Annotated in this window: 23 protein-coding genes; 7 read left to right on the top strand and 16 right to left on the bottom strand. The window is 50.7% G+C overall.

The features are described from left to right. Positions 1-21 precede the first annotated feature (21 nt). The gene (gene rho, locus JI741_RS12990; RefSeq protein ID WP_202010057.1) at positions 22-1620 is read right to left on the bottom strand and encodes a transcription termination factor Rho; all 1599 of its coding nucleotides are present in this window, start codon (positions 1618-1620) and stop codon (positions 22-24) included. A 279-nt stretch (positions 1621-1899) separates the two neighbouring features. Here rho and serS point away from each other — a divergent pair, with 279 nt between their 5' ends. From serS to JI741_RS12975, 3 genes are read left to right on the top strand one after another with little or no spacing between them, the layout of a single operon-like run. Then, positions 1900-3174 (top strand): serine--tRNA ligase, encoded by a 1275-nt coding sequence (gene serS, locus JI741_RS12985; protein ID WP_202010055.1) that lies wholly within the window; start codon positions 1900-1902, stop codon positions 3172-3174. A 38-nt stretch (positions 3175-3212) separates the two neighbouring features. After that, positions 3213-4253 carry a nucleoid-associated protein gene (locus tag JI741_RS12980; protein ID WP_202010053.1) on the top strand — a complete coding sequence of 347 codons (1041 nt, stop codon included), beginning with the start codon at positions 3213-3215 and terminating at the stop codon, positions 4251-4253. Positions 4254-4309: 56 nt separating this feature from the next. Then, positions 4310-4729, top strand: coding sequence for a DUF8785 domain-containing protein (locus JI741_RS12975; protein ID WP_202010051.1), 420 nt, complete (start codon positions 4310-4312; stop codon positions 4727-4729). Positions 4730-4866: 137 nt separating this feature from the next. On the opposite strand, the gene JI741_RS12970 is transcribed toward JI741_RS12975, so the two are convergent. The 3 genes from JI741_RS12970 to dxs all read right to left on the bottom strand — a co-directional run bounded on the left by JI741_RS12970 (position 4867) and on the right by dxs (position 8412). After that, positions 4867-5616 carry a hypothetical protein gene (locus JI741_RS12970; RefSeq protein WP_202010049.1) on the bottom strand — a complete coding sequence of 250 codons (750 nt, stop codon included), beginning with the start codon at positions 5614-5616 and terminating at the stop codon, positions 4867-4869. A gap of 116 nt (positions 5617-5732) precedes the next feature. Then, entirely contained in the window at positions 5733-6491 is a 759-nt protein-coding gene (locus JI741_RS12965; RefSeq protein WP_202010047.1) for an alpha/beta fold hydrolase, read from the bottom strand. 7 nt (positions 6492-6498) lie between these two features. Next, complete coding sequence (gene dxs, locus JI741_RS12960) at positions 6499-8412, bottom strand: 1-deoxy-D-xylulose-5-phosphate synthase (protein ID WP_202010045.1); 1914 nt, start codon at positions 8410-8412, stop codon at positions 6499-6501. Between the two features lie 141 nt (positions 8413-8553). Here dxs and JI741_RS12955 point away from each other — a divergent pair, with 141 nt between their 5' ends. Further along, complete coding sequence (locus JI741_RS12955; RefSeq protein WP_202010043.1) at positions 8554-9318, top strand: segregation and condensation protein A; 765 nt, start codon at positions 8554-8556, stop codon at positions 9316-9318. A 58-nt stretch (positions 9319-9376) separates the two neighbouring features. Here JI741_RS12955 and JI741_RS12950 read toward each other — a convergent pair whose 3' ends face one another. The 10 genes from JI741_RS12950 to JI741_RS12905 form a co-directional block, all read right to left on the bottom strand. After that, positions 9377-10138, bottom strand: a complete 762-nt coding sequence (locus JI741_RS12950) for a creatininase family protein (RefSeq protein ID WP_202010041.1) — start codon at positions 10136-10138, stop codon at positions 9377-9379. 101 nt (positions 10139-10239) lie between these two features. Next, the gene (locus tag JI741_RS12945; RefSeq protein WP_202010039.1) at positions 10240-11181 is read right to left on the bottom strand and encodes a lytic transglycosylase domain-containing protein; all 942 of its coding nucleotides are present in this window, start codon (positions 11179-11181) and stop codon (positions 10240-10242) included. 132 nt (positions 11182-11313) lie between these two features. After that, complete coding sequence (locus JI741_RS12940) at positions 11314-14049, bottom strand: DUF5686 and carboxypeptidase regulatory-like domain-containing protein (protein WP_202010037.1); 2736 nt, start codon at positions 14047-14049, stop codon at positions 11314-11316. A 24-nt stretch (positions 14050-14073) separates the two neighbouring features. Continuing rightward, positions 14074-14661, bottom strand: coding sequence for a nicotinate (nicotinamide) nucleotide adenylyltransferase (gene nadD / locus JI741_RS12935; protein WP_202010035.1), 588 nt, complete (start codon positions 14659-14661; stop codon positions 14074-14076). An 85-nt stretch (positions 14662-14746) separates the two neighbouring features. Further along, a complete protein-coding gene (gmk, locus tag JI741_RS12930) occupies positions 14747-15310 on the bottom strand; it encodes a guanylate kinase (RefSeq protein WP_202010033.1) in 564 nt (187 codons plus the stop codon). Between the two features lie 6 nt (positions 15311-15316). Next, positions 15317-15583, bottom strand: a complete 267-nt coding sequence (locus JI741_RS12925; protein ID WP_236676049.1) for an anti-sigma factor — start codon at positions 15581-15583, stop codon at positions 15317-15319. A 3-nt stretch (positions 15584-15586) separates the two neighbouring features. After that, a complete protein-coding gene (locus JI741_RS12920) occupies positions 15587-16177 on the bottom strand; it encodes a sigma-70 family RNA polymerase sigma factor (protein ID WP_202010031.1) in 591 nt (196 codons plus the stop codon). A gap of 168 nt (positions 16178-16345) precedes the next feature. Beyond that, the gene (locus JI741_RS12915) at positions 16346-17185 is read right to left on the bottom strand and encodes a glycosyltransferase family 2 protein (RefSeq protein ID WP_202010029.1); all 840 of its coding nucleotides are present in this window, start codon (positions 17183-17185) and stop codon (positions 16346-16348) included. Continuing rightward, positions 17182-17973: a DUF707 domain-containing protein gene (locus JI741_RS12910; RefSeq protein ID WP_202010027.1), complete on the bottom strand. Its 792-nt coding sequence runs from the start codon at positions 17971-17973 to the stop codon at positions 17182-17184. Before JI741_RS12910 ends, JI741_RS12915 begins: the two co-directional genes overlap by 4 nt. A 133-nt stretch (positions 17974-18106) precedes the next feature. Further along, positions 18107-19978: a vWA domain-containing protein gene (locus JI741_RS12905; protein ID WP_202010025.1), complete on the bottom strand. Its 1872-nt coding sequence runs from the start codon at positions 19976-19978 to the stop codon at positions 18107-18109. Between the two features lie 87 nt (positions 19979-20065). On the opposite strand from JI741_RS12905, the gene JI741_RS12900 reads away from it, so the two are divergent. The 3 genes from JI741_RS12900 to JI741_RS12890 are packed head-to-tail and all read left to right on the top strand — an operon-like array spanning position 20066 to position 22703. Then, on the top strand, positions 20066-20629 hold the full coding sequence (locus JI741_RS12900; RefSeq protein WP_202010023.1) for an RNA polymerase sigma factor: 564 nt from the start codon (positions 20066-20068) through the stop codon (positions 20627-20629). Then, complete coding sequence (locus JI741_RS12895) at positions 20622-22025, top strand: energy transducer TonB (RefSeq protein WP_202010021.1); 1404 nt, start codon at positions 20622-20624, stop codon at positions 22023-22025. The genes JI741_RS12900 and JI741_RS12895 overlap by 8 nt, the downstream gene beginning before the upstream one ends. A gap of 21 nt (positions 22026-22046) precedes the next feature. Further along, a complete protein-coding gene (locus tag JI741_RS12890) occupies positions 22047-22703 on the top strand; it encodes a DUF4230 domain-containing protein (protein ID WP_202010019.1) in 657 nt (218 codons plus the stop codon). Positions 22704-22767: 64 nt separating this feature from the next. Here the strand turns inward: JI741_RS12890 and JI741_RS12885 are convergent, their stop codons facing one another. Further along, on the bottom strand, positions 22768-23511 hold the full coding sequence (locus JI741_RS12885; protein WP_202010017.1) for a LytR/AlgR family response regulator transcription factor: 744 nt from the start codon (positions 23509-23511) through the stop codon (positions 22768-22770). Continuing rightward, positions 23508-24623: a sensor histidine kinase gene (locus JI741_RS12880; RefSeq protein ID WP_202010015.1), complete on the bottom strand. Its 1116-nt coding sequence runs from the start codon at positions 24621-24623 to the stop codon at positions 23508-23510. Before JI741_RS12880 ends, JI741_RS12885 begins: the two co-directional genes overlap by 4 nt. Positions 24624-24786 lie beyond the last annotated feature (163 nt).

The following is a 24786-nucleotide window of genomic DNA, read 5'->3' as shown; positions in this document are numbered from 1 at the left end:
TAGTTAAAGGTTTTATGCTGCTTATCCATTCATGGATACAAGAAACTCGTCGTTGTTGCGGGTGCCCTTCATTCTGCTCTGGAGGAATTCCATAGCTTCCACAGAGTTCATGTCGGCCATGAACTTGCGCAAGATCCAAACGCGCTGGAGCTCTTCTTCTCTCAGCAACAAATCTTCGCGGCGTGTTCCCGATGCCGGCACGTCGATGGCGGGATATACTCTGCGGTTCGCCAGCTTGCGATCGAGCTGGAGTTCCATGTTGCCCGTTCCTTTGAATTCTTCAAAGATCACTTCGTCCATTTTAGAACCGGTGTCAATAAGGGCTGTGGCAATAATGGTGAGCGAACCTCCATTTTCAATTTTGCGGGCCGCACCAAAGAAGCGTTTCGGTTTGTGCAATGCGTTGGCATCCACACCACCCGAAAGAATCTTACCCGACGAGGGCACCACGGTGTTGTAGGCACGGGCCAGACGCGTGAGCGAGTCGAGCAAAATCACCACGTCGTGACCACACTCCACCATGCGCTTGGCTTTTTCGAGCACTATGCTGGCCACCTTCACGTGGCGTTCAGCTTGTTCGTCGAACGTAGAGGCAACCACTTCAGCTTTCACGCTGCGGGCCATGTCGGTAACTTCTTCAGGACGCTCGTCAATGAGCAACACGATGAGGTATACTTCGGGATGGTTTTCCGCGATAGCGTTGGCAATATTTTTCAGGAGCACCGTTTTACCGGTTTTGGGCTGCGCCACAATCATGCCGCGTTGTCCTTTGCCTATGGGCGAGAACAAGTCGAGCACGCGGGTCGACATGTTGTCGGGCGTGGTGCTGAGTCTTAGTTTTTCGTTGGGGAACAGTGGCGTCAGGTATTCGAAAGCCACACGGTCGCGAATTTCTTCGGTGGTTTTTCCGTTCACCGATTCCACTTTCAACAAGGCAAAATATTTCTCGCCTTCTTTCGGAGGACGGATGGAGCCCTTCACGGTGTCGCCGGTTTTCAAACCAAACAGTTTGATCTGCGAGGGCGATACATAAATGTCGTCAGGGCTGGCCAGGTAGTTGTAGTCAGACGAACGGAGGAAGCCGTAGCCGTCTTGCATAATTTCGAGCACACCTTCGTTGGCAATGGCGCCGTCGAATTCGCGAATGGCGGTGCGGTATTGAATCACCGGGCGATCTTCGCGCACTTCGGCACGGCCGGCGCGGATCAGGTCTTCCTGTGTGTTGATCTCCGGTTCGTTGTCGAGGTTTTCTTCGGTGAACGTTTGAGGTGTGTTGCTATCGAAGTTGATGTTTATAGAATCCAGAATTTCGTCGGAAGAAAAGTCGGATGATTCGGCGGCGGCCTTCGGAGCGGGCGGAGCCGGTGTGGGTGCTACATTTTCGCGACGGCGGGGGCGCATTTTGCGTTCGGGTTCCGCTTCTGCGGGGGCTGACGCGGCAGGGGCTGCTGAAACTTTCTTGGCGGGTGCGGCGGCTTCTCCGGCCACGGCTTGCTGATCGAGAATTTTGTAGATGAGATCTTGTTTGGAAAGCTTCTTTGCGTTCTTCACACCCATTCCCTCTGCAATATCTTTCAGTTCCGAAAGAAGCCTGACATTCAGGTCGTCAATAGTATACATGGTGATTTAAAAATGAAGGTTGTTAGAAAAAATTTGTTGAATTGATTGTTGTAGTCAGCCAAACTGAAATTGGGATCATGAAAACAACTAACTAAGGAACTTAAGGTTGAGTAAAATAAAGTCCGGATTTTTATTCAGAAGGCTTGAGATGAAGCCGTATGACGATGCAAGTATAGGCGAATTTTGCCTATTATCAAATTGAGAAAAATATTTTATTCGTCACAAAAGTCCCCGGCCTTCCAAAAAAACTAATTTTGAGTCCTTAAAAAAACAAACTCCATGCTACAGGCAGTTGTCATCCGCGAACACACCGAAAAAATTCTGGAAGGTCTCCGCAAAAGAAACCTGAAAGACGCCGACGTCCTCATCCGCGAAATTCTTAACAACGACCAGCTGCGCCGCGACACGCAAGGCATCCTGGACGACCTGAAAGCAAAGTCGAACGCCGACTCCAAGAAGATCGGCGAACTCATGAAATCCGGACAAGCCAACGAAGCCACCGCGCTGCGCGCCGCTGTGGCCACCGCCAAAGACAAGATCAAGAGCCTCGAAGCTGAACTCGACGGCTACGAAAAAAACCAAACGGAATTGCTCTACAAAATTCCGAACGTCCCCAACGAAAAGGTGCCCGCTGGCAAAAGCGCCGAAGACAACATCACCGTCTATGAGCACGGCACCGTTCCCTCGCTTGGCGAAGGTGCACTGCCGCATTGGGACCTCATCAAAAAATACGACATCATCGACTTCGACCTGGGCAATAAAATAGCCGGCGCAGGTTTCCCGGTCTATAAAGGGAAGGGCGCCAAATTGCAACGCGCGCTCATCAACTTTTTCCTCGACGAAGCCGACAAACAAAACTACAAAGAGGTGCAGCCACCCATTGTGGTGAACGAAGCCTCGGGCTATGGCACCGGCCAGCTTCCCGACAAGGAAGGACAGATGTATTTCATTAACGAAGAAGGCCTCTATCTCATTCCCACAGCCGAAGTGCCCATCACCAATTTGTATCGCGATGTGATTGTGGCCGAAGAAGAATTGCCGGTGAAAAACGTGGGCTACACACCGTGCTTCCGCCGCGAGGCCGGCAGCTGGGGCGCACACGTGCGCGGCCTCAACCGCCTCCACCAATTCGACAAAGTTGAAATTGTGCAGATCGCCAAAGCCGAAGATTCCGAAGCCATCCTCGACGAAATGTGTGCACACGTGCAAGGCCTTCTCGAAAAACTGGAACTCCCCTATCGCAAGCTGTTGCTCTGCGGGGGCGACATGGGCTTCAGTTCCGCAATCACCTACGACATGGAAGTGTATGCAGCCGGACAGCAACGGTGGCTGGAAGTGAGCTCTGTCAGCAACTTCGAAACCTTTCAGGCCAACCGCCTCAAGCTGCGCTACAAAACAAAAGATGGCAAAACGCAATTGCTGCACACGCTCAACGGCAGCGCCCTGGCCTTGCCGCGCATTGTAGCGTCTATTCTCGAAAACAACCAGACTCCCGACGGCATTCGCATACCCAAAGCGTTGGTGCCCTACACGAAGTTTGAATTCATTAACTGACCCACACCCAATCACCACACCTCTCATTCGCCGAGCGCATGATCGATCGCAGTCAAAGCAGCATTCTACAGGTATCGGTGCACATCGTGGGCAACCGCGGTGCGCAGGAATTGTTGAAACTTTCGGAAGAGCCACTCGATGTGGACGACGAAAAAATCCAAAGCCTTTTGCTCACCTACTTCCTGTCGAACTTCACCACACCGGAGTATCACAACTTCACGTTTTCGAATGAAGACTTCACGCTGAACCCGTTGTTTCAATTCGCCCGCGACGTGTTTCACGAAGGCGAGTCGTTTCATGAAAACTCCGTGAACATCGCCAAGCATTTATATGAAGCCACCCAACACCCCAACATCAAGTCGGGCGACTTGTATGTGGCGCGCTTGTCGGGCGTGGTCATCGACAACCAGGTGGTGGATGCGCTGGGTATTTTCAAATCAGAGAACAAGGAATCGTATCTTAAACTAAGAACCCTTCCGGGCGACTTCTATATCAATGCCGACGAAGGTGTGAACATCCGGAAACTCGACAAGGGCTGTCTCATCCTGAACCAGGAAGAAGAAGGCGGCTACAAAATTCTCATCGTCGACAACGCCAACAAATCAGACGCGCAATTCTGGAAACACGATTTCCTGAACGTGAAACCGTGGTCAGACGCGTTTCATCACACACACAACTTCATGAACCTGACGCGCCAGTATGTAGGCGACCAGCTCGACGAAGAATTCAGCGTTTCAAAAGCCGACAAGATCGACCTGCTGAACAAGTCCATCAACTTTTTCAAATCAAAAGAGCAGTTCAACCAGAGCGAGTTCGAGGTGGAAGTGCTGGGCGATGCCGACGTGATTGAGTCGTTTCGGAAATATGAGCGCACGTTCATGACCGACAACGAGATTGTAGACAACTTCGAAATTTCGGCCCAGGCCGTGAAGCGTCAGGCCCGCGTGTTCAAGACCGTGCTGAAGCTCGACAAGAATTTTCACATCTACATTCACGGCAATCGCGAGCTCATCGAGAAAGGCTACGACGAAGTGATGCGCAAACACTACTACAAAATTTATTTTGACGAGGAGAGTTGAGTCTTTTTTTATCAACAGGGCCTTGCTAACTTTAGTAACCTCAAAAAAAGACAACTATGGAACCTCAGACCTTCGGCCAAAAAGTTAAGCGCACCTCCAAAAAAGTTCTCCGCATCATCATCATAGCCGTTGTGATTGTCGGCGTTTCACTCTTCAGCTTCTACTACTGGGGCGTGTATGACGACGGCGTGATGGCCGGAAAAATTTTACGCATCAGCAAAAAAGGCGTGGCCTTCAAAACCTTCGAAGGTAAGATCAACCTCGAAACCTTCGGTGCCATGAAAGGCACAAGCCCCATCGCAGAAGCATTCGATTTCTCGGTCGAAAAAAGTGACGAAGCGCTCATAAAAGAACTTGAAGAAGTGGCCCTCAGCGGCGAGCGCGTCAACCTCTACTACATCACGCGCTATGCAAAATTCCCATGGCGTGGCGACACCCGGTATTTCGCGACACGAATCGAGCGGCTGGAAAAGTAAATTCACTACCCCTTTAAGAACAACGCAGCCTTTCATTCACAAAATTCTGGCGGCTGCTTCGTTTCAACAGTAGTCCAATAAAAAAAGCTATCCCTTTTCAGAGATAGCTTTTGTTTTTTATGACTTGTTTGAGTGCCTTAGGCTGTAGCAGCCGAAGACTCTTCAAATTTCTGGGAGATTCTCAGGGTCACGGTCTTCTTGGCTTTGTAGCCGCAATAGCCGCACTGGAAGTGTTTCAGCAATTGGCCTTCTTCGCCTACCGAAGGGGCTTTCAGAATTTCTTCGCGAACCACCTTAAAGGTTTGGTAGTTGCACTCAGGGCACTGCAGCGCGTGCAGGTGACCCGAATAGCGCTCGATTTTCACATAGCCGGTTTCTTCATCTTTCCACACGTCGTAGTCAACGGAGAATACATTTTCTTCCGCTTGCATACCTTCGTCGAGGTAGGCATCTTCTTCTTCTTCGCCGAGCAGCTTCATGGCTTTGCCGGTTTTGGGAGAAACCCGTGGCTTATAACGCAGAGCCTTCAATCTCTTCTCAATGAAGAAAGGATAGTAGAACTTGAGCATGTTTTGAATGATCAAGGCCACGATCATACCCATCGCGAAGGTTGTGAATCCTCTTACGAAAATCCACAAGGGCGACAATTCACCAACGTTGGCATTGGCGTAAAAGCAGCATCCAATGATCAGGACAATGGCAGCAATCCAAAGCGTTCTGATTTCGCTTTTGTTGATGTAATCGTACTTCACTTTTGCATCGCTCATGGTAGCCAGTCGGATCACGTGATAAAGCACGATTAAGATTGAAATTGCCCACGCTACATATGCAATGTTTTTAGCCATTGCATTCCACGCGTCAAACTGCTGTGTAACTATTTCATTCATAGATAGCGGATTGGTTATTAGTATTCTTAATAGCAAATATAAAATCCTCTTTTTATTAAACCTAACAACATCATGTAGTTAATGTCGTTAAAACGCCTCTTTAAACCCTTGGAATGTTAGATTTTTCCTAAAAACCCCCTGATAATGGAGGCTGTTTCGTCGGGTTTCTCAAACATGCCCATGTGCGCCACATCTTGAAGAACATGATATTCAGCTTGTTGACTGAATTTGGATTGCGCCAGAACCGTGTCGGCCGGCACGCCCTGATCTTTTGCACCCGCAATGAAGAGCGTAGGGTTTTTGAAATTTTTCAACGTTTTGATTTGCTCCGGTCTGTCGCGCATGGCAAGCGTATAGCCTTTCACGGCCTCAGAACCCGACTCGCTGGCAATCTGCCGCACTTTGGCAATGGCAGCGTGGCTGGGCTGCACAAACAACGGCGGAATGAAATTAGACGTGAACGCCAACGCGCCGTGCTGATCCACAAAGTCGATCACCTTGGTGCGCGACGCCTTTTTCTCTTCCGAATCGGCATAGGCGGTGGAATGAAAAAGGCCAAGACCGCTAAAGCGCACCGGATTTTTTTCGACCATGGCCAACGCCACATAGCCACCCAGCGAATGGCCGATCACCACGCACTGGTGGATTTCTTTTTCAGCACAAAAATTCAGGAGTTCAACAGCCACATCGGCAATGGAAAAACCCGCTGGCAACAAGGCACTCTTGCCAAGCCCGGGCAGATCGGGGGTGATCACCCGGCAACTCTCGGCCAACCGCGGTGCAAAGTCATCCCAAACTTCCTGGTGCATCGGAAAGCCGTGCAACAACACAACGGGTTTGCCCTGGCCGCGTTCCTTAAAAAAAAGTTTGCCCATAGTCTGGTTAAGCGTGTTCCAACATGCCGATCACGGCCTTTTCGATGCCTTCCGGATCAAAGCCACATTCGTGGTGCAATTCATATTGTTCTCCATGTTCAACAATGCGATCGGGAATGCCCAGGCGTTTCACTTCGGCGCTATAAAGATTATCGGCCATGAATTCGAGAACCGCGCTGCCAAATCCTCCCTGAACACAGCCATCTTCTATGGTGATTACCTTGCGGTAGGTCGAAAAAATTTCATGAAGCATTGCTTCGTCCAACGGCTTCACAAAGCGCATGTCGTAGTGTGCCACGTCTATGTTTTGTTTTGCCAGGCGTTCGCACACTTCCACGGCATAGTTGCCAATGTGGCCAATGGTGAGAATGGCCAGCTCGTTGCCACTGCGAATTTTGCGGCCCGTGCCAATTTTGATTTCTTCCATCGGTGTTCTCCATTCCGGCATCACACCTTGGCCGCGGGGATAGCGAATAGAAAATGCCTGCGCCTCGCGGGGCAATTGGGCGGTGAACATGAGGTTGCGCAATTCGGCTTCGTTCATGGGCGCCGCCACCACCATGTTGGGCAGGCAGCGGAAGAAAGCCAGGTCGTAGGCACCGTGGTGTGTGGGGCCATCGGCTCCCGAAAATCCGGCGCGGTCCAGGAAGAAGTTCACGGGCAGATTTTGAATACACACGTCGTGTATCACCTGATCGTAGGCGCGTTGCATAAACGTGCTGTAGATGTTGCAGAACGGAATAAGTCCCTGTGTGGCCAAACCGGCTGAGAACGTCACGGCGTGTTGTTCGGCAATGCCCACATCAAACGCGCGCTCGGGCATCTCCTTCATCATAATGTTGAGCGAAGAACCGGAGGGCATGGCGGGCGTGATGCCCATAATTTTATTGTTGGCTTTCGCCAGTTCCACAATGGTGTGACCAAACACGTCCTGGTATTTTGGTGCCTGCGGGACGTTATAAACTTTCTTGTAGATCTCGCCGGTGATCTTGTCGAATGTGCCAGGCGCATGCCACGTGGTGGCGTTGCCTTTTTCGGCGGGCGCATAGCCTTTTCCTTTCGTGGTGATGCAGTGCAGAATCTTGGGACCTTTAATGTTCTTCAGGTCGTTCAGCACCGACACCAGGTGGTTCACGTCGTGGCCGTCTACCGGACCAAAGTAGCGCAGGTTCAACGACTCAAAGAGGTTGCTCTGGCTGAGCAATGTTGCCTTGATGCCATTCTCTACTTTCGAAACAATTTCCTGAGCACTTTTTCCAAACATGGAAAGTTTGCCCAGCATGTTCCACACTTCGTCTTTGAATTTATTATAGGTCTTGCTGGTGGTGATGTCGGTGAGATAATCCTTCAACGCGCCCACGTTGGGGTCGATGGCCATGCAGTTGTCGTTGAGGATGATGAGGATGTTGGTGTCCGACACGCCGGCGTGGTTAAGACCTTCGAAGGCCATGCCGCCGGTGAGTGCGCCGTCGCCAATCACGGCCACGTGTTGTTTGTCTTCAATGTTCAGATACTTCGAAGCTGCAGCCATGCCGAGGGCCGCCGAGATGGACGTAGACGAGTGGCCTACGCCAAACGTGTCGTATTCGCTTTCCTTGCGTTTGGGAAAGCCCGACAGTCCTTTGTACATGCGGTTGGAATGAAACTGGTCGCGGCGGCCGGTCAGAATCTTGTGGCCGTAGGCCTGGTGCCCTACATCCCAGATCAGCTGATCCGACGGTGTGTTCAGTACATAGTGTAGGGCCACGGTGAGTTCCACCACCCCCAAACTGGCTCCAAAATGACCTCCATAAACCGACACGTTGTCGATGATGAAATGGCGTAGTTCGTCGCAGAGCTGCACCAACTGGGCCTGATCCAGTTTTTTGATATCCTCCGGGCTTTCAATGCCCGCCAGGATTTTTCCAGGGGTAATCAGCATAGTAGTAGGTTAATGAACCCTTAACATGGTTTCCAAGCTAAGTGTTCTACCGAGCTTTTCAACGCCAAACAGGCGACAAAGTTAGTTATTTCCACCATGTCCGCATTTATTGGCGGATTATAAATAAATTTGTAGCGCTTTATGACAACGCAGGAAAATTTTGAGGTAAAACTCCCGCTTTTTGAAGGTCCTTTCGACCTTTTGCTGTTTTTTATCGAACGCGACGAGCTGGATATCTACGATATTCCCATCGCCAAAATCACCAACGATTTCCTGGACTATATCCGTCAAATGGAGCAGCTCAACATTGAGGTGGCCAGTGAATTTATCCTCGTGGCGGCCACGCTCATGCGCATCAAATCAAAGATGCTGTTGCCCCGCCCTCAGCTCGACGAACAAGGCAACGAAATCGATCCGCGCGAAGAGCTGGTGAAGCACTTGCTGGAATACAAAAAGTACAAGTCCGTCATCGACAACTTCCACAAAATGGAAGAAACCGAGTTGATGAAGGAGAAGCGCGGAAACCTCATGAAAGAACTGAAAACGCTGGCCGAAAGCACCAACGTTGAGTCAGAGTTGCAAGACGTGACCGTGTTCAAGCTCATGACCATTTTCGAAAGAGTGCTGAAGCGCTTCGAAGCCGACAAGAACAAACCCGTTCACCAGGTCATCCAATATCCCTACACCGTAGAGGACCAAAAGAAATTTATCGTCGACGAATTGTCGCGTCGTCCGCGCATTGCGTTCACCGAAATTCTGGAACAATTTCCCACGCGCATCGGGCTCATCTTTAACTTCCTCGCCATTCTCGAAATGTTGGCGGTGCAGGTGCTCAGCATTCAGATCGGCGAAGGCTACAGCAACTTCTGGATCACAAAAGCAGAATCGGCAGAAACTGTTTTGTAACACATCCGCTCACAGACGCACAAAGGCCTCCAATGGACCTTCGTGTCTTCTCAAAAAATCACGCATACAAATCGTTGCGATCGGCTTTCGCTACTTCGATAAAGAATTCAGCCACTTTCTCTGTGGCCGCTTTAAAATAGCTTGCTCCCTTTTCTGCCGTTGCCTGCCGCGGATCGCCAACACCCGTGTCGTTGGTCACTTGCAGCCACTTGCGTTCGGCCCACGCCCATCCTTCGCGCATAGCCGAGATCCGGAATTTTTTTGCAGCGCCATCGCCGGCTTCCGATAGCGGGCTCACCAGTTCAGGGTGAAGATGCATGATGACGCTGGTTTCCATTTCGCCCGCGTGGTCGTCTTTGTTCACGAAGAATGTTTTTTGATCTACCGCCTGATACCAGTTGCACGAACAGAGAAACATTTCTGGAAACTGAAGTCCCAACTCGCGAATCATGGTTTTGAAGTCGTTGCCACCATGGCTGTTCAATATAATCAGCTTATAAATCCCCTGGCGGTTCAGCACGTCCACCACATCGCGCAACACCATCAGTTGGGTGCTGGGGTTCATGTTCATGTCGAGTTTCACATCAAATTGGCCGGTGTTCACACCAAAGGGAATGGCGGGCAACACAATCACCTTGTTTCCCTTCTCCCATGCAATGCGCGCCGCTTCTGCCGACACGCCGTTGGCCTCCATAATGTCGGTGCCATAGGGAAGATGATAGTTGTGCGCTTCACACGCACCCCACGGCAACACGGCCACTTCATAGTTTGTTTCCTTCACGGTTTTCCAGGTGTTCTCGGCAAGAATGTAAGGACGCATAGCAGTCAAATAGTTTGTCTGCACCGAAGGTAAGAATTTGACGGGCGAAGTGCGAAGAACAAGAAACGAAAGACGTGCGCGATGCTTTTGGATGGACATTGCTACACCGGCAACGCAATTCTATAGCGCTCCCCGCGACGCACCGTGAGGCGGTCTTCGCGCAACCACGGGTTGTGGCGCTTCAGCAGTTTATAGTTTGTGCCCTGCGCTCTGGCAAACGTAACCAGGTCTTTAATGCTCTCGGTCACCTCCACATATTTCAGGGGCTCTTGCGAATAGAGGTGAGCAGGATCGATGCGAAATCCATAGCGAAGCGGGTGTTCCGAAATTTCCTTGATGGCCAAAATGCGAAACACATAACGCGACGTTTCATCGTTCAAATAAAGATCATAATACGACTTCTCCGATTGGTCTTCCATGGCCCGTTGCATGCCGCCCATGCCGCGGTTGTAGGAGGCCGCCACCATGGTCCAGCTTCCGAATTTCTGATAGGCCTTCTTCAGATATTTGCATGCCGCTTCGGTGGCCTTCAGCGGATCGTAGCGTTCGTCCACTTCGTCTGTAATTTCAAGGTCCAGTTCTTTGCCCGACGTTTTCAAAATCTGCCAGTAGCCCACAGCATCGCGCGGCGACACCACGTTCAGCAAATTGCTTTCAATGAGGGGCAGGTATTTGAAGTCTTGTGGAATGCCATGCTTCTCCAGAATGGCTTGCATCTGCGGAAGCCACCGGTTGGCGCGTTTAATGAGAAAGATGGTGTTGCTGTGCAGGTAGCAATTAATCTGCAATTCTTTGTCGAGACGTTCATACACATCGGGAATGTTCAGCGGCACGGGCTCGCCGGCAAACGTAATGTCTTTGGGCACATCAAACGACACGGCGGGCAAACGCTCGTCGCTCATTTCGAGCGGCGCTTCATACACGCCGTTATCGGAAATGGAATTTTCGGCCACGCGATGGATCTTCATCTCGTTATAGAAGATGTAGCCGAAGAGAACTACGATAGAGCCAATCGACAAAAAATTTGAAAGGGTCATTTTCATCTGCACTGCACGTTACGGGATCACCATGAAAAGCATGCCAAGATAATCACGATTTGCCGTATGCCGAGCAGATCGTCCGGCAGTTTCCGTCACACGCATGCTTTTGTCCCGATTTCTCGACAAATCTTCGCGCTATTGATCCGAGAAGTTCACCATGAAGTTGGACGTGATGCCGATCCGGATACCATAGTTGAGGTATTTTCCATCCTGAAACGCCGCCGCACCCTCGATGCGGAAAATACGGAGGATGCCGTCTATCGAATAGCCCACCTCAGTATAGTTCTTCGATGTGGGCGTGGCCAGGTAGTTCACAAACACATTCTCGCGAATGCCCGCAAGCCGCACCAGCGGAATGTTGGTGACCAGGAATTTGCGGAATTGATAGTGCAGGTTGCCCGCAAAATATTGGTCGGCCGTGCTGTAGCGATAATAGTCCAGCAAGCGGAAGCTTCCCACAGGGTCGTTGGTAATGAACGGTGTTTGGTTGCCCAGGAAGTGTTTGTAGTCCATGAAATACATGTTGCCCGTGTTGAAGAATGCACCCGCACGCAACGCTACGTCGGTTGTGCCGCGCACACCCACTCTGAATTTATGCTTAAAGCCCACTTCCACCTGGTCATAGCGCACATCGCCGTTCAACACATTATCAAACGCTTTGCGGTAGTCCAGGCTCAGGATGGGCGATGAATTGGGCACCTCCTGCTTCCGTTCGTTCCGGATAGTATACTTCAGCCACGGCCGGGCTACCAGCCCCACCGCTCCCACAAAGGCCTGGTGTTCGGGAAACGACGTGTCCAGCAACTCGTCGTTCACGGGTTGGTTGGGTGTGTAGCCTTCAATCTTCTTCCGGTCCACCCACTTATAGTTCGAGGTGTTAAACAACTCGCGGCGGTTCATCCACGACCAGTCGGTGTGCACCGAAACATACTGACTGATGTTCCGCCGATAGGTCACGTCCACATAGTCGCGCTCATAAAGCTTCATCAGATTTTTCTCCAGCAACAGTGTGGTAAAATCGTTCACGATGGGCAAAATAGGTTCGTCGTCGTTATACTGGCGGATGTATCTACCGCCCTGCACCTCGAACCTGTACTTCTTGTTTCGAAGGGCAAAGGAGAGGTTGCCCGAAGCCACTTTGCGCGAAAAGGCATAGCGAAAAGCCGGTGTGATGGTGAGTCGCGTTTTGTTGGTGTCCTGAAGAATGGAGCCATACGAAACTTTATAGACCAGGTTCCAGCCTTCCACCGTGTTGAACCCGGGCATCGGAAAATGAATCTTGAAGTTCGAATGCTTCGCCACTTTGTAGGTGTCGCCCAGAATCAAATCCCAGGGCTGAAAACCTTTCGACTTCGAAGCCTTCACGGTGTCGCCCGCTTCTTTCTTTCGTTCCACCACGGCCATGCTGTCCATTTTCTGATAGCCCTCCACTTCCTTCTCGGTGAGGGGCACAGGCCGCACTTCCGACCAATAGGTTGAATCTTTTTTATAAGCACCGCTGTCAATTTTAAAGGTCACGTCCGAAATTACTTCGGGCTCCTTCTGTTTTTTCACTTCGGCCTTGTCATAGTCTTTAATGATGCTGTTCAATTCCTTGCGCGTAATCTCCTTGCCCGACGCAAGGCGTTCCTGCAGCTGCTTCGATTGCTCTTCTACTTCCTGCGCCTTTCGCGCACTCTTGCTCAGCTTTTGGTTGGTGGCCTGCCGTGCAGCGGCTTTGCTTTTTTGCGCGGCCGCGGCTTTTTGTTGCACTTGCTTGGCCTGTTCCTTGTCCACCTTTTCGTCAATCACCTCCATCTTGCCACTCTCCACATACAACGCGGGGTTCATTTTAATTTTATAGTTGCTCACCGTGGCCAGGTAGTTGTATTCAAACTCGAAGCCGAAAATTTTACCATCAATCTTGAATTGATGCGACACCGGCAGCCAGGCTTTCTCTTCGATAGGTGCATACACCGCCTTGATGTTGATGTCAATGCCCAGCTTCATGGTGTGGATGTCCATGCTGTGAATGCTCCACCAGTCTTCCACAATGTTGAGCGTGCCGTCAATCACGTTGTCGCCCTTGGAGCGGGGAATCACTTTAATGATACTCACTTCATAGTCGCGGTCCCTGAACGTGCCCTGATATTCGAAGCGGTAGTAAGAAAAAGCTTTGGGCGAAAGGGGCGAAATGGTTTCGGCCACTTCAGACTCATAGAAACTTCCGAAAATATATTGGTTGGGCGATGTGTTGTTGTCTTTGCCGTCGCTGCGGATGGAGATCACTTTCTCTTCAAACTTTTTTGGCCGTGTATACTTTATGTCGCTAACCGACTCCGTCACATACACACTTCCCTTCTTGATGCCTTCTTTCGCCAGCGCACGTTTCGCGAGCCACGGATAATCTTTCAACACACCCGTTCCTTTAATATAGACCCGGGCCGAATACATATCCACTTCCTGCGTGTGATATTTTGCTTTAGCAATGGCTTTGCGCATAATGGTGTAGGCCGGATCTTCGCCGTCGCCGCTCACCGTCACAGAGCCCAGCACGGTGGCCTGGTCTTTCAACACCACATCCACTTCAATAAAGTCTGCACCAATCTCCACTTGTTTCACTACCGACTCGTGGCTCAGGTATTGAAAGCTCACATCATATTTTCCGGGCGCCAATGCAATTTCAAAGCGACCATTAATGTTGGTGGTGGTGCCGCTGCCGGTCTGTTTCACAAAGATGGTAGCATAGGGCAAGGGTTCGCCCTTGTCGTCTTTCACCTGACCTTTAATGCCTCCGGCGTATGCGTTGGCTACAATAAAAACGCATGCAAAGAAAAACAAGGAGAGCGTCCGCAGGGCGGTACTCATTTTCAGAAACAACGTAGTGCGCATAGAGGCTTTTTTGATGTGTTGAAATTAATCCTGATAAAACCCCTTCACTCTAATCATCTCCTCCACCGCATCGGGAACAAGATAACGCACCGATTGTTTTTTTCGGATGCAGTTCCGGATAAACGTTGCCGAAATGTCGAGGGTCGGGGCCTCCACAATGGTGACGTTAGGATGCTTTTGAAGCTCCGAAAGTTGCGTGTTGGGTCTGGGATAAACATACAATCCGTAGAAGTCCAGAATCTGCTGATAGTTTTTCCAGCGTGTAAAGCTCTCAAGATTGTCGCCCCCCATAATGATTCTGAATTCCTTTTCGGGATGTTTCTCTTTCAGGTGCACCAGGGTGTTGATAGTGTAGCTGGGTTTCGGCAAATGAAACTCCACATCCGACGCCTCCAGTTTATAGTTGTCGTAGATGGCCGCGCGCACCATGTCGTAGCGGTCAAACTCGTGCAGCAATCCCTTGGCCGGCTTCAGCGGATTTTGAGGCGACACCACAAACCACACCTTGGCAAGGTCGGTAGTTTCGGCCATGAGGTTGGCAATGATGAGGTGACCCATATGGATGGGGTTGAAGGAACCAAAAAACAGACCGATCTTTTGAGGCACACTCATGGGTTGACGCTATAACAGACTGATTTCAGCCCGCAATGTTACAGGGAAAGGAAGTAAAATTAATTCCTTTTAAAGGATGTGCAAACTAGCGGAAGTTGTCGTAGAGTTTTTGCGCTTCGGCAAGCGACTTATCGAGGTCTTCATTCACCAGCACCACGTCGAACTGGTCTTGAAACGACATTTCGAAATTGGCTTTGAACAGCCGGCGCGAGAGACTTTCGGGTGTTTCCGTGCCACGGTCGTGCAGCCGGGCGGTCAGCACTTCAATGGAGGGCACTTTCACAAAAACGGCGAGGGCCTTGTCGCCAAAATATTTCTTGAGATTCAGGCCGCCCTTCACGTCCACATCAAAGATCACATCTTTGCCGCTTTGCCAGATGCGGTCAATCTCCGACTTGAGGGTGCCATAGAAGTTGCCTTCATACACTTCTTCCCACTCGATAAATTCGTTGGCGTCGAGTTTGTGTTTAAATTCTTCGGGAGTAAGAAAGTAATAATCTTTTCCGTGCGACTCGGTGCGTCCGCGTCTGTCGCGGGTGGAAGCCGATATGGAAAAGCCCAGGGTTGGGTTGGTCTGCAGGAGGTGTTTAACGATTGTAGTTTTTCCGGAGCCCGATGGCGCTGAGAAAATGAGAGCCTTGCCTGCCATGCCCGCTTATGCTGCGCCGATTTTATTCTTGATTTGTTCTACCAGATCGGAAGGTGCCTGGCCGCCACAGCATTTTGTTTTCAGCAATTCCTTGATCTTCAATTCGAGGTGATAGTTTTTGTAGCAGGGCAAGCACTCATCGAGGTGATGCTTCAGGAAATGCTCTTTTTGTTCGTGGGTTGCTTCCCCGTCGAGAATTAGCTGCAACATCTCCAGGCAGTCGCGCTTGTTCGAACAGTCTTGCTTCATATGACTCTGATCGGAATTACTCATGGTTCAGGTAGTTTTATAACCCATTTGTTTGGCGTATTCGCTTAGTTTTTCTTTCAGTAAGTTTCTTGCCCGGTGCAACCGGCTCCGAACGGTTCCAATAGGAATGTCCAGGATCTTGGCCATTTCATCATATTTAAAACCTTCCAGATCACACAGTATGATCACAGTTCTGAAATCTACATCAAGCGCGTTGAGGGCATTCGATATCTCATCGCCGATCATATCTTTCAGCGCCTCCACACGCAAATCGGGCGTTATCTGCCGGTCAACCTCTTCGGAGTTGTAATACGTTTCTACTTCCTGGTAGTCCACCTTCGAAGGCTCCTTGCTCTTCTTCCGGTAGTCGTTAATGAAGCTGTTTTTTAAAATTCGAAACAGCCATGCCTTCGCGTTAGTTCCTTTCTGAAAAGATTCGATGAAGCGATATGCCTTTAAATAGGTATCCTGCACCAAGTCTTTGGAGTCGTCGGCGTCCAGCGTGAGCCGGTAGCCAAAGTTGTACATCGAGTGGATGTGGGGCATAAACTCATTGTTGAAGATATTTTGCTTCTCCTCCTCTGAGTAATGCTGTTTCGGGGCCTCTTCTAGTTCCATGCGGCCTTAAAAATAATAAAAATTATGACTGGCGACATTTTTAATAAAATCTTATCCCATCACCCCAAGCCAGCGCCCTCGGGCATTTTTCTCCACAACACCTGAATTCCGTGTTTTCACAACTAACCTTACACCGAAAAGGGTGATCCGGCAAACAGCAAACACCTTCTAAACCCCGGCGCCTGGCATGTATTTGTCGATGCCATTGGGGCAACGCACGGCATGTGTGGCAATGGCGTTGTCGAGTATGGCCTGGTTCTGGGGCAACATGGTGCGCGAGTTCTCGGGGTGATAGAGGTGGAAACCAAAACCCTCCAGTTTCATCTTCCAGCACTGAATGTTGTTGTTCTGCATGCGCACCATAAACTCGTTGTCTTCGCGACCCCAGCCCACAAAATCTTCATTAAAGCCATTGACGCGAACAATGTCGTCGCGCCAGAACGACAGGTTTGCACCCCGTATGGCGAAGAGGTCTTTGTTCAAGTACGACACTAGTCCCGACAACGCAGGGAGGTAGAGCGCATTCATCCGGTTCTTCACACCCGGCGTAAAAAAACTGAATGCGATATTTTTATCGTGCAACGCTTTCTGCGTCACCGCCTCTTGCAGCAACACGCGCGAGCCCTGAAGAAACACGCCCTTTCGCGCATGCTTTTTATGCGACCTGATGAAGTGCTTGTGCAGTATGATGTCACCGTCAATCATCACAATGTATGCGCATCGCGCGCGCGCAATGGCGCGATTGCGAATGGCCGACAGCCGGAAGCCATCGTCTTCGTGCCAGCAGTGGTGCAACGGAACAGGAAATGTTTTGGCATAGGCCTCCACCAGGTCACGCGTGTCGTGGCGTGAGCCATCGTCGGCCACAATCACTTCGGTGGGCAAAACGCTTTGGTTTTGGATGCTCAGCAACACCAGCTCCAACGCATCCTTGCGGTTGTAGGTAGTGATGACGAGCGATACTTCTCCGGCGATGCTATGGACGAGATTTGCCTGGCGCGGTGTCATAGGCTTTGCGCGGCTTTTAGTTTCCTGAACATCCGGAAGCTTTTGAACCGGCTCAGCAAATTGTTTTCGGGAAGGTTGAGCGTATGAATTTTTTGAACGGTAATGTTATACTTCGCAAAAATGTCGTCGCGTTCGGCGGCTGCCGGCATGCCCAGCTTCTCATAAAGCTCTCCCTTGCCAACGGGCTTGATATGCGCCACTTGAATGGCATCAAACACGGCAATGCTCTTTTCTCCAAATTCTTTCCGCACCTGCTCGCCCCACAAAATGTCCAGACCCCATCCCGAGCGGGTCAACGCAAACGTGGGCAACAGAAAACGAACCGCTGCCGCCGACATCACCGGGCACATCAACTCCACGGCCGACAAATAGCGCATACCTGACACGTGCTTCCTCCGAAGCGCGCGCCAGCTCTTGAAAGAATCGCGGGTGAGCGCGGGCTGCGACAGCGCCAGGTTGAATTTTTTGGTCACATAAAACAAAAAATGAATATCAGCCTTCGACACCACAATGTCGTCGTCGGGAAAGAAGAAGCCTTCATAGCGGGTAAGCAGCTCGGGTTCTTCCTGAAACAGTTGTTGAATCATCCACCACTTAAAACTTTTGTAGTGGCGCACCGAAAATGCAGACGACGTTTGCTGAAGCTTGGGGTGATCGATGTCGGCGTGATAATAAAGCAGAATCACATCAAAATCGCGGGCCGTGTCGTCGAAAATCCAATCGCTGTGCAGCGACGTGTTTCCATAGGGCATGACCACCAGATTTTTGCTTCCTTTTTTTTCGACCATGGGCGCAAAGTTCTCCTTTGTCCGCGATTTAAGCAAATAACCCCGCCGCACTCGGTCCGCATGGTCATCCAAAAAAAACAAACCCCGCCACACACATGTGGAAGGGTCTGCCATTAGCACACAACGTTGTTCTCTATTTGCTGGCAAACGTGCCCAGCGACTTTGCCATGTTAATAAACTCGATGCGATAGCCTTCGGTGTCTTCGCCCTTTGCACCCTGCGCCATTTGCACCACCTGGTCGTAGGTGAAATGGTTGGCATATTCCGACTCGCGCAAAATCATGCCGAACGCCGCCACCGAGGCCGACCAACGGAAGTTGTCCGATGTTTTGGCCAGCGCAATGTTTTCATCCACCAACGGGTGTACAATGAGCTTGCTCACATCTTCGTCAGGTTTTTTGTAGCGCAGTTTAATGGTGAGCAGCTCCTTCGATTTGTTGGCAGAGGGTTCCACTTTCACCGTTTGATATTTCAGGTCGTCCACTTTATAGAACTCGCTCTCCACGCCCACGGGAATAATTTCATAGAGCGCGGTCACGGTGTGACCCGAACCCAACTCGCCGGCGTCTTTCTTGTCGTTGTTAAAATCTTCGCTCTTCAGCATGCGATTCTCATAGCCAATGAGGCGATAGGCTTTCACTTTGGCGGGATTAAATTCCAGTTGCAGCTTCACGTCTTTGGCAATGGTAAACAGCGTGCCGCCAAACTCATTCACCAACACCTTGCGCGCTTCGCTAATGTTGTCGATGTAGGCATAGTTGCCGTTGCCCTTGTCAGACAAGGTTTCCATTTTAGAATCCTTGTAGTTGCCCATGCCAAAACCCAGCACCGTCAGAAACACACCGTCTTTCCGTTTTTCTTCGATCAAACGCTCCATCGAAGCATTGCTCGACTCGCCAATGTTAAAGTCGCCGTCGGTGGCCAGGATCACGCGGTTGTTGCCGCCCGCTTTGAAGTGTTTTTTCGCTGTGGCATAGGCCAGCTGAATGCCCGCGCCACCGGCGGTGGAACCACCAGCCTGGAGGTTGTCGAGCGCTTCAATAATGGTTTTCTTATTGGCACCCGATGTAGGCTCCAGCACAAGACCAGCCGCGCCTGCATACACCACAATGGCCACGTGATCTTGCTCACGCAATTGCTCCACCAGCATCTTGAAAGACGTTTTCAACAGGGGAAGTTTGTTAGGCTCATCCATCGAACCCGACACGTCAATGAGGAACACGAGGTTTGAAGGAGGCAGATTGTCGGTAGCAATCTTTTTGCCCTGCAGGCCCACGTGCACCAGCTTGTGTTTGGCGTTCCAGGGGGCGGTAGAAATTTCGGTGATCACGGCAAAGGGATCGTTGCCTTTGGGTTGGGCATAGTCGTAGTCAAAATAATTAACCATCTCTTCAATGCGCACAGCATCTTTCGGCGGACGCTGACCGCCGTTGATGAAGCGGCGCACGTTGCTATAGGAAGCGGCATCCACATCGATAGAAAAGGTGGAGAGGGGATTCTTCAACGCATCGTGGAAAATGTTCTCGTTAATCGCGTCGTATTCTTCGGTGTTCCATTGAGGCTGCTGCTCATAGTCGGCTGTTGACAAATAGCCTACCGATGGAGCGGCTTGAGCGGGGGCTTCTTTCACATCATAGACCGCTCCCGTGATGTTCTGTTTTCGCTCTATGCCGTAGCCCATCACCACCACTTCATCCAATTCTGTCACCGCTTCCTGAAGCGTCACGTTCACCGTGTTCGACGTACCGATCTTTATTTCCTGCGACACATAACCAATAAAGGCAAATACCAGCTTGCCACCTTTCTCAGGCACCGAAATGGAGTAGCGCCCGTTGGCGTCGGCAAAGGCAGAGACCTTGGTGCCTTTCAAGGTCACACCCACCCCCGGCATAGGCTTGCCGTCTACGGCGCTGGTGATGATGCCGCTGATGGTGCGGGTTTGTGTTGAGGTGAACCCTGCCGAGACGATCAGCAGGAGCACGAGCATCCAGATTGACTTTTTCATAGCGAAAAGAATTTGTTTTGCTCCTGAGATGACGCCGCCGACCAAATTCCATAAAGCATCCAATTATTTTTTTGCTATTTTTCAAAAATGCTTTCCCCGAAAGAATATAAAGCGTTAACCGACGCTGACCTCCTCCAACGCTACAAGGCGTCGGAGGAACTGCACATTTTGGGGGAATTGTATAACCGCTACATGTCTATGGTCTTTGGCGTTTGCCTCAAATACCTGAAAGACCGCGAAGAAAGCCGTGACGCGGTGATGCAGATTTTCGAGAAATTGGTGAGAACCCTCAAGGAACACGAGGTCACGCACTTCAAAAGCTGGCTCTATGCCACCGCCCGCAACCACTGCCTCATGCACCTGCGGGCGAGAAAAGGCAAAAATTTTGAAGAAATTTCTCCCTTTCTTATGGAAGAAGGGGGCTCGCCGCATCTTGAAGACGGCGTGGACCTGGAAGAAAATCTGAGCCAGCTCGAAAAGTGCATCGGCACACTGGCGGCGGAACAGAAACAGTGTGTGGAGCTGTTCTACCTGCAGCAGAAATGCTACAAAGAAATTGTGGACGCCACCGGCCACGACTTCAACAAAGTGAAAAGTTATATCCAAAACGGAAAACGCAACCTGAAGCTCTGCATGGAGCAACATGGCTGACCTGAAACACGATATCGACAAATACCTGCGCGGCGAAATGACCCCGGCAGAAATGAACGCCCTCGAAAAAAAGGCGCTCAACGATCCCTTCCTGGCCGACGCCCTCGAAGGCGCTGCCGAATTGTCGCCCCCCGAGTTCGAAGCCGACCTGGGCCAACTGCAACACGCCCTCGCACAACGCATTCAAAAACAGGACGACAAGAAAATTATTCCCCTGTGGACCTGGGCCTCGCGCATCGCCGCCGGCATGGCCGTGGTGGCAATTTCCACCTTCATCATCTTTCAATTCACAAAGCCCGACAGCACTTCCGAAAACTTGTCTATGAAGCCAAAGGAAACGGAAGTGTCGCCTGCTCCAACATCCGAAGTGCACGAGCAACCCGATGCGTCGTTGCAGGCACCACTGTCCACAACACCGGCACCAATCGAAGACTTAAAACCGATCCTGCCAAGCCCGGCCTCCCCACAACTTTCTACAGCAGCCGCCGAACCTCCGGTGTCCATTGAGTATTCTGATACTAACGTGGCCGGCGCGCCGGCAGAAACAGAAGAGGTTGTTGCCAATGTTCCTGTTCCCGCACCAGCCGAAGCAAAAACAGAAGACCACTACGTGCTCGACGAGAAACAAGCCGACGACTTGAGGACAGCAGAAACCGAACGGAAGAAAAGAGCCTTGCAGGAAGCGGCACCGGCACAGCGCTACGGCATAATCGATGTTCCCGCAGATTCAACCCGGTTCAACGCGGGCTACATAAACGGCAGAGTCGCCGGCGTGGCCATTGCCAAGTCCGCCACAAAAGTCATCACCGGCAAAGTCACAAGCGAAGACGGCGAAGGCCTGCCCGGTGTCAACGTCATGATCAAAGGCACCAGCGTGGGCACCATCACCGACGGCACCGGCAATTACCACATCACCGTGAACGAACAAGATCCCAAGCTCATCTTTTCCTTCATCGGCTACACCAGCATCGAAACCGACGCAAAAAATAAAAACGAAGTAGACGTGCAGTTGGATGTAGACGCCGCCCAGCTAAGCGAAGTGGTGGTGGTGGGCTATGGCGACATCGAAAAAGATGCTGAGCCCGAAGAGGTAGTGGAACTGGCCACGCCCGTGGGCGGCAAGCGCGCCTTCAAACAATATCTGGAAAAGAACCTGCTCTATCCACAACAAGCCATCGAAAACAAAGTGGAAGGGCGAGTCACCATACAGTTCACCGTAGAGTCAACGGGGTTGCTATCCGACTTCACCGTGGTGCGCGGCATTGGCTATGGCTGCGACCAGGAAGTGATTCGCCTGGTCAAGCAAGGCCCGCAGTGGATTCCCACCAAGCGCAGCAACGAAGCCGTGCGCGACCGCGTGAAAGTGCGCATGAAGTTTGTGATCCCAAAAAAATAACGTTCACCCAAAAAAGCTTCCATGTTCTCCAACCGAAAGATCGTTCTGCTCATCGTTCTCCTGGTCACGTTGTCGCTCACGGCCTACATCGTGGTGGTGGTCATCCCATCCAAACTGGCCGAGAAAAGCTATGAAGGCGCCAAACAAATAGGCCGCGACATCGCTGGCATCTTTCACGTAACACCCCAGGTCACCGTTAACAACACCGTGGTGCTGCAACAGCTCACCCCCATTCTGGAACTGGCCACCGTGTCGCAAAAATTTCAACACCACTACGAGTGGACCAACACCTTTCTGAGAAGCACAAAAAAAATCAACATCACCGGCACGTTCGAAGCCAAAGCAGGTTTCGATATGAACAACCGCTTCAGCATCGACATCACCGACACCAAAGCCGTGGTCACGTTGCCACACCCAAAACTGTTATCGATCGAAGGTTTAAACGACGTGAAGTTCACCGACGAGAACGGCATCTGGAACTGGGTGCATGCCGAAGACCGCTCGAGCGCCATGAACGCCTTCACCGGCGACGCCCGAAAGTATGCCGCCCAGGCATCGTTCGTGGCCGATGCACAAAAACAAATGGAAGACAAATTGCGCCTCATCCTCAAACAGCATGGCAAAGAAATGGAGGTTCGCTACGAAGACGCCCCCAGCCTGCACACCCAGGATCGCTAAAAATAAAAAAGGACCTCCCTTTTCAGAAAGACCCTTTTCGTCCTGGGTTGAATCAAAATTTTTCTTACACCACCTTCTTGCGAATCAGTTTCGCATAGGTGCGGCTCACGGGAAAGCTCTTTCCGTTTTGCATCTTCACCACCATGCCGCCGTTGAAATGTTTTTCAATTTCCTTGAGGCTGTTAATGTTGATGATGGTGCTGCGGTGCACGCGGATAAACGTTTCCGGATTCAGAATTTCTTCCAGCTTGCCAATGCCCGATGAGCTCACAAACTGATCGGCCTTGGTGGTCAGAATGGTGTAGTCGCCCGAAGCTTCCAGGTACACAATCTCATCAACCGGCAGGTTCAAAAGCTTCTCCGACTTTTGCACAAAGATGTGCGAGTCATAGCTGGTTTTGTTTTCGGTCTTCAGGTTGCGCAGCAGTTCGCCCACATTGTTCTGTTCCACCTTCATGCGGTTGATGGCCCGCTCCACACCCAACTTGAAACGCTCCTGATCAAGCGGCTTCAGAATGTAATCCACAGCATTTTTTTCAAACGCCTTGATGGCGTATTGATCATAGGCCGTACAGAAAATCACATAGGGATCGTGGGTGATCTCGTCCAGCACGTCAAAGCCGGTCATGCCGGGCATCTGAACGTCGAGGAAAACGAGATCGGGTTTTAATTTATCGATGGTTTCCACTGCATCTTTTCCCTTACCGCATTCGGCCAACACCTGGATGTTGGGCATTTGTTGCAGGTATTCCTGGAGAAGATCGCGTGCTAATTTTTCATCGTCTACAATAACGCAAGTTATGTTCATACTGCTTTGCTATTTAATTCGTCTAGAGTTGATGATACAATTTGTTGATCGGCGTCTTCAAACGGAATGAAGAAGCTGACGGAATAGCCCCATTCGTTAGAACGGATGCGAAGACCCGATCCGGGGCCAAAAATGCTTTTAAGTCGCTGGTCGGTGTTGTTCAGGCCCACGCCGCTCGAGCTGCCATCCATCACCTTCTTGGCGTTCGAACCCAGGCCGTCGTCTTTCACCTCAAAGAAAATCATGTTGTTGAAGCGTTTCACGGTCAGAATAATGGTGCCGCCATCGTCTTTGGGGGCGATGCCGTACTTAACAGAGTTCTCCACAAGAGGTTGAAGAATCATGGGCGGAATTTCAACACTCAGACACGAAAAGTCTACCTGCTTCACAAACTTCATACGGTCGCCAAAGCGCACCTGCTGAATGCGGATGTAGTTGTCAATGAAGTCCAGTTCATGGATCAGCTTCACCATTTGGTCGCCATGCGAATCGAGGGCATAACGGAAGATATCAGAAAGTTGGGTAATAACCTTGCGGGCCTGCTCCTTGCTGGAGCCAATAAGGGTATTAATAGAGTTGAGGGTGTTGAACAGGAAGTGCGGGTTAATCTGCGACTTGAGCAGCGAAATCTGCATCTCGCGGTTTTTAAGGGAGAGCTCGCTTTTTTCGGCCTCGCGCTTCTGCAAACCTTTAAAGTAGCTGATCACATAATAAACGCCCACGGTCATGATATACTGATCGTGAAAATGGAGTCCTTCCCACCGCAGCAAGCCAATCAAATGGGCCTGCCACACATCCCAGCCAATGTAGCCCTCCACGTGGTTCTCTAAATAATACGAGAGCGACCCCATAATCAGGAAGTGCATCATGGCGCCCACGGCATGGCCGGTCACCTGCACATAGACACTGAACTTGAAAAGCCAGTTGGCGTAGAAAAAAATGGCGATAATAAGAACACACAAGGCCTCAAAAAGCGACAGGGCATTCCAGAAAATGTAGGTGTGGGGGGTGTTCAGCTCCCACTCAATGAAGGTTCCAACACCATAGTTAATAGCAAACCAAAAGCAGAGCCACAGATAAGCCTTCTTCCAGATACGCGGTATTTCTTCCAAAAATTTCAAGGGAGCCCAAATTGTACATTAAAGTTACAGAATGAAAAGCAAAACCGATCAGGAAAGGTTTACGGCGGTAAATCTTCATTTTCAGGGATTATCCTACAGGGAGTTTGAAAGAAGGCGGCAAATGGCCATCTTGAATCTTGTAATGAGGGCCTTT

This window comes from Chryseolinea lacunae (assembly GCF_016735595.1).
Lineage (GTDB): Bacteria > Bacteroidota > Bacteroidia > Cytophagales > Cyclobacteriaceae > Chryseolinea > Chryseolinea lacunae.
The sequence above is the reverse complement of the archived record's forward strand: the minus strand, read 5'-3'. Positions and strand labels throughout refer to the sequence as shown.

Coding starts and splice junctions, on each gene's coding strand:
- rho (WP_202010057.1), bottom strand. CDS start 1,620: ATGTATACTATTGACGACCTGAATGTCAGGCTTCTTTCGGAACTGAAA.
- serS (WP_202010055.1), top strand. CDS start 1,900: ATGCTACAGGCAGTTGTCATCCGCGAACACACCGAAAAAATTCTGGAA.
- JI741_RS12980 (WP_202010053.1), top strand. CDS start 3,213: ATGATCGATCGCAGTCAAAGCAGCATTCTACAGGTATCGGTGCACATC.
- JI741_RS12975 (WP_202010051.1), top strand. CDS start 4,310: ATGGAACCTCAGACCTTCGGCCAAAAAGTTAAGCGCACCTCCAAAAAA.
- JI741_RS12970 (WP_202010049.1), bottom strand. CDS start 5,616: ATGAATGAAATAGTTACACAGCAGTTTGACGCGTGGAATGCAATGGCT.
- JI741_RS12965 (WP_202010047.1), bottom strand. CDS start 6,491: ATGGGCAAACTTTTTTTTAAGGAACGCGGCCAGGGCAAACCCGTTGTG.
- dxs (WP_202010045.1), bottom strand. CDS start 8,412: ATGCTGATTACCCCTGGAAAAATCCTGGCGGGCATTGAAAGCCCGGAG.
- JI741_RS12955 (WP_202010043.1), top strand. CDS start 8,554: ATGACAACGCAGGAAAATTTTGAGGTAAAACTCCCGCTTTTTGAAGGT.
- JI741_RS12950 (WP_202010041.1), bottom strand. CDS start 10,138: ATGCGTCCTTACATTCTTGCCGAGAACACCTGGAAAACCGTGAAGGAA.
- JI741_RS12945 (WP_202010039.1), bottom strand. CDS start 11,181: ATGAAAATGACCCTTTCAAATTTTTTGTCGATTGGCTCTATCGTAGTT.
- JI741_RS12940 (WP_202010037.1), bottom strand. CDS start 14,049: ATGCGCACTACGTTGTTTCTGAAAATGAGTACCGCCCTGCGGACGCTC.
- nadD (WP_202010035.1), bottom strand. CDS start 14,661: ATGAGTGTGCCTCAAAAGATCGGTCTGTTTTTTGGTTCCTTCAACCCC.
- gmk (WP_202010033.1), bottom strand. CDS start 15,310: ATGGCAGGCAAGGCTCTCATTTTCTCAGCGCCATCGGGCTCCGGAAAA.
- JI741_RS12925 (WP_236676049.1), bottom strand. CDS start 15,583: ATGAGTAATTCCGATCAGAGTCATATGAAGCAAGACTGTTCGAACAAG.
- JI741_RS12920 (WP_202010031.1), bottom strand. CDS start 16,177: ATGGAACTAGAAGAGGCCCCGAAACAGCATTACTCAGAGGAGGAGAAG.
- JI741_RS12915 (WP_202010029.1), bottom strand. CDS start 17,185: ATGACACCGCGCCAGGCAAATCTCGTCCATAGCATCGCCGGAGAAGTA.
- JI741_RS12910 (WP_202010027.1), bottom strand. CDS start 17,973: ATGGTCGAAAAAAAAGGAAGCAAAAATCTGGTGGTCATGCCCTATGGA.
- JI741_RS12905 (WP_202010025.1), bottom strand. CDS start 19,978: ATGAAAAAGTCAATCTGGATGCTCGTGCTCCTGCTGATCGTCTCGGCA.
- JI741_RS12900 (WP_202010023.1), top strand. CDS start 20,066: ATGCTTTCCCCGAAAGAATATAAAGCGTTAACCGACGCTGACCTCCTC.
- JI741_RS12895 (WP_202010021.1), top strand. CDS start 20,622: ATGGCTGACCTGAAACACGATATCGACAAATACCTGCGCGGCGAAATG.
- JI741_RS12890 (WP_202010019.1), top strand. CDS start 22,047: ATGTTCTCCAACCGAAAGATCGTTCTGCTCATCGTTCTCCTGGTCACG.
- JI741_RS12885 (WP_202010017.1), bottom strand. CDS start 23,511: ATGAACATAACTTGCGTTATTGTAGACGATGAAAAATTAGCACGCGAT.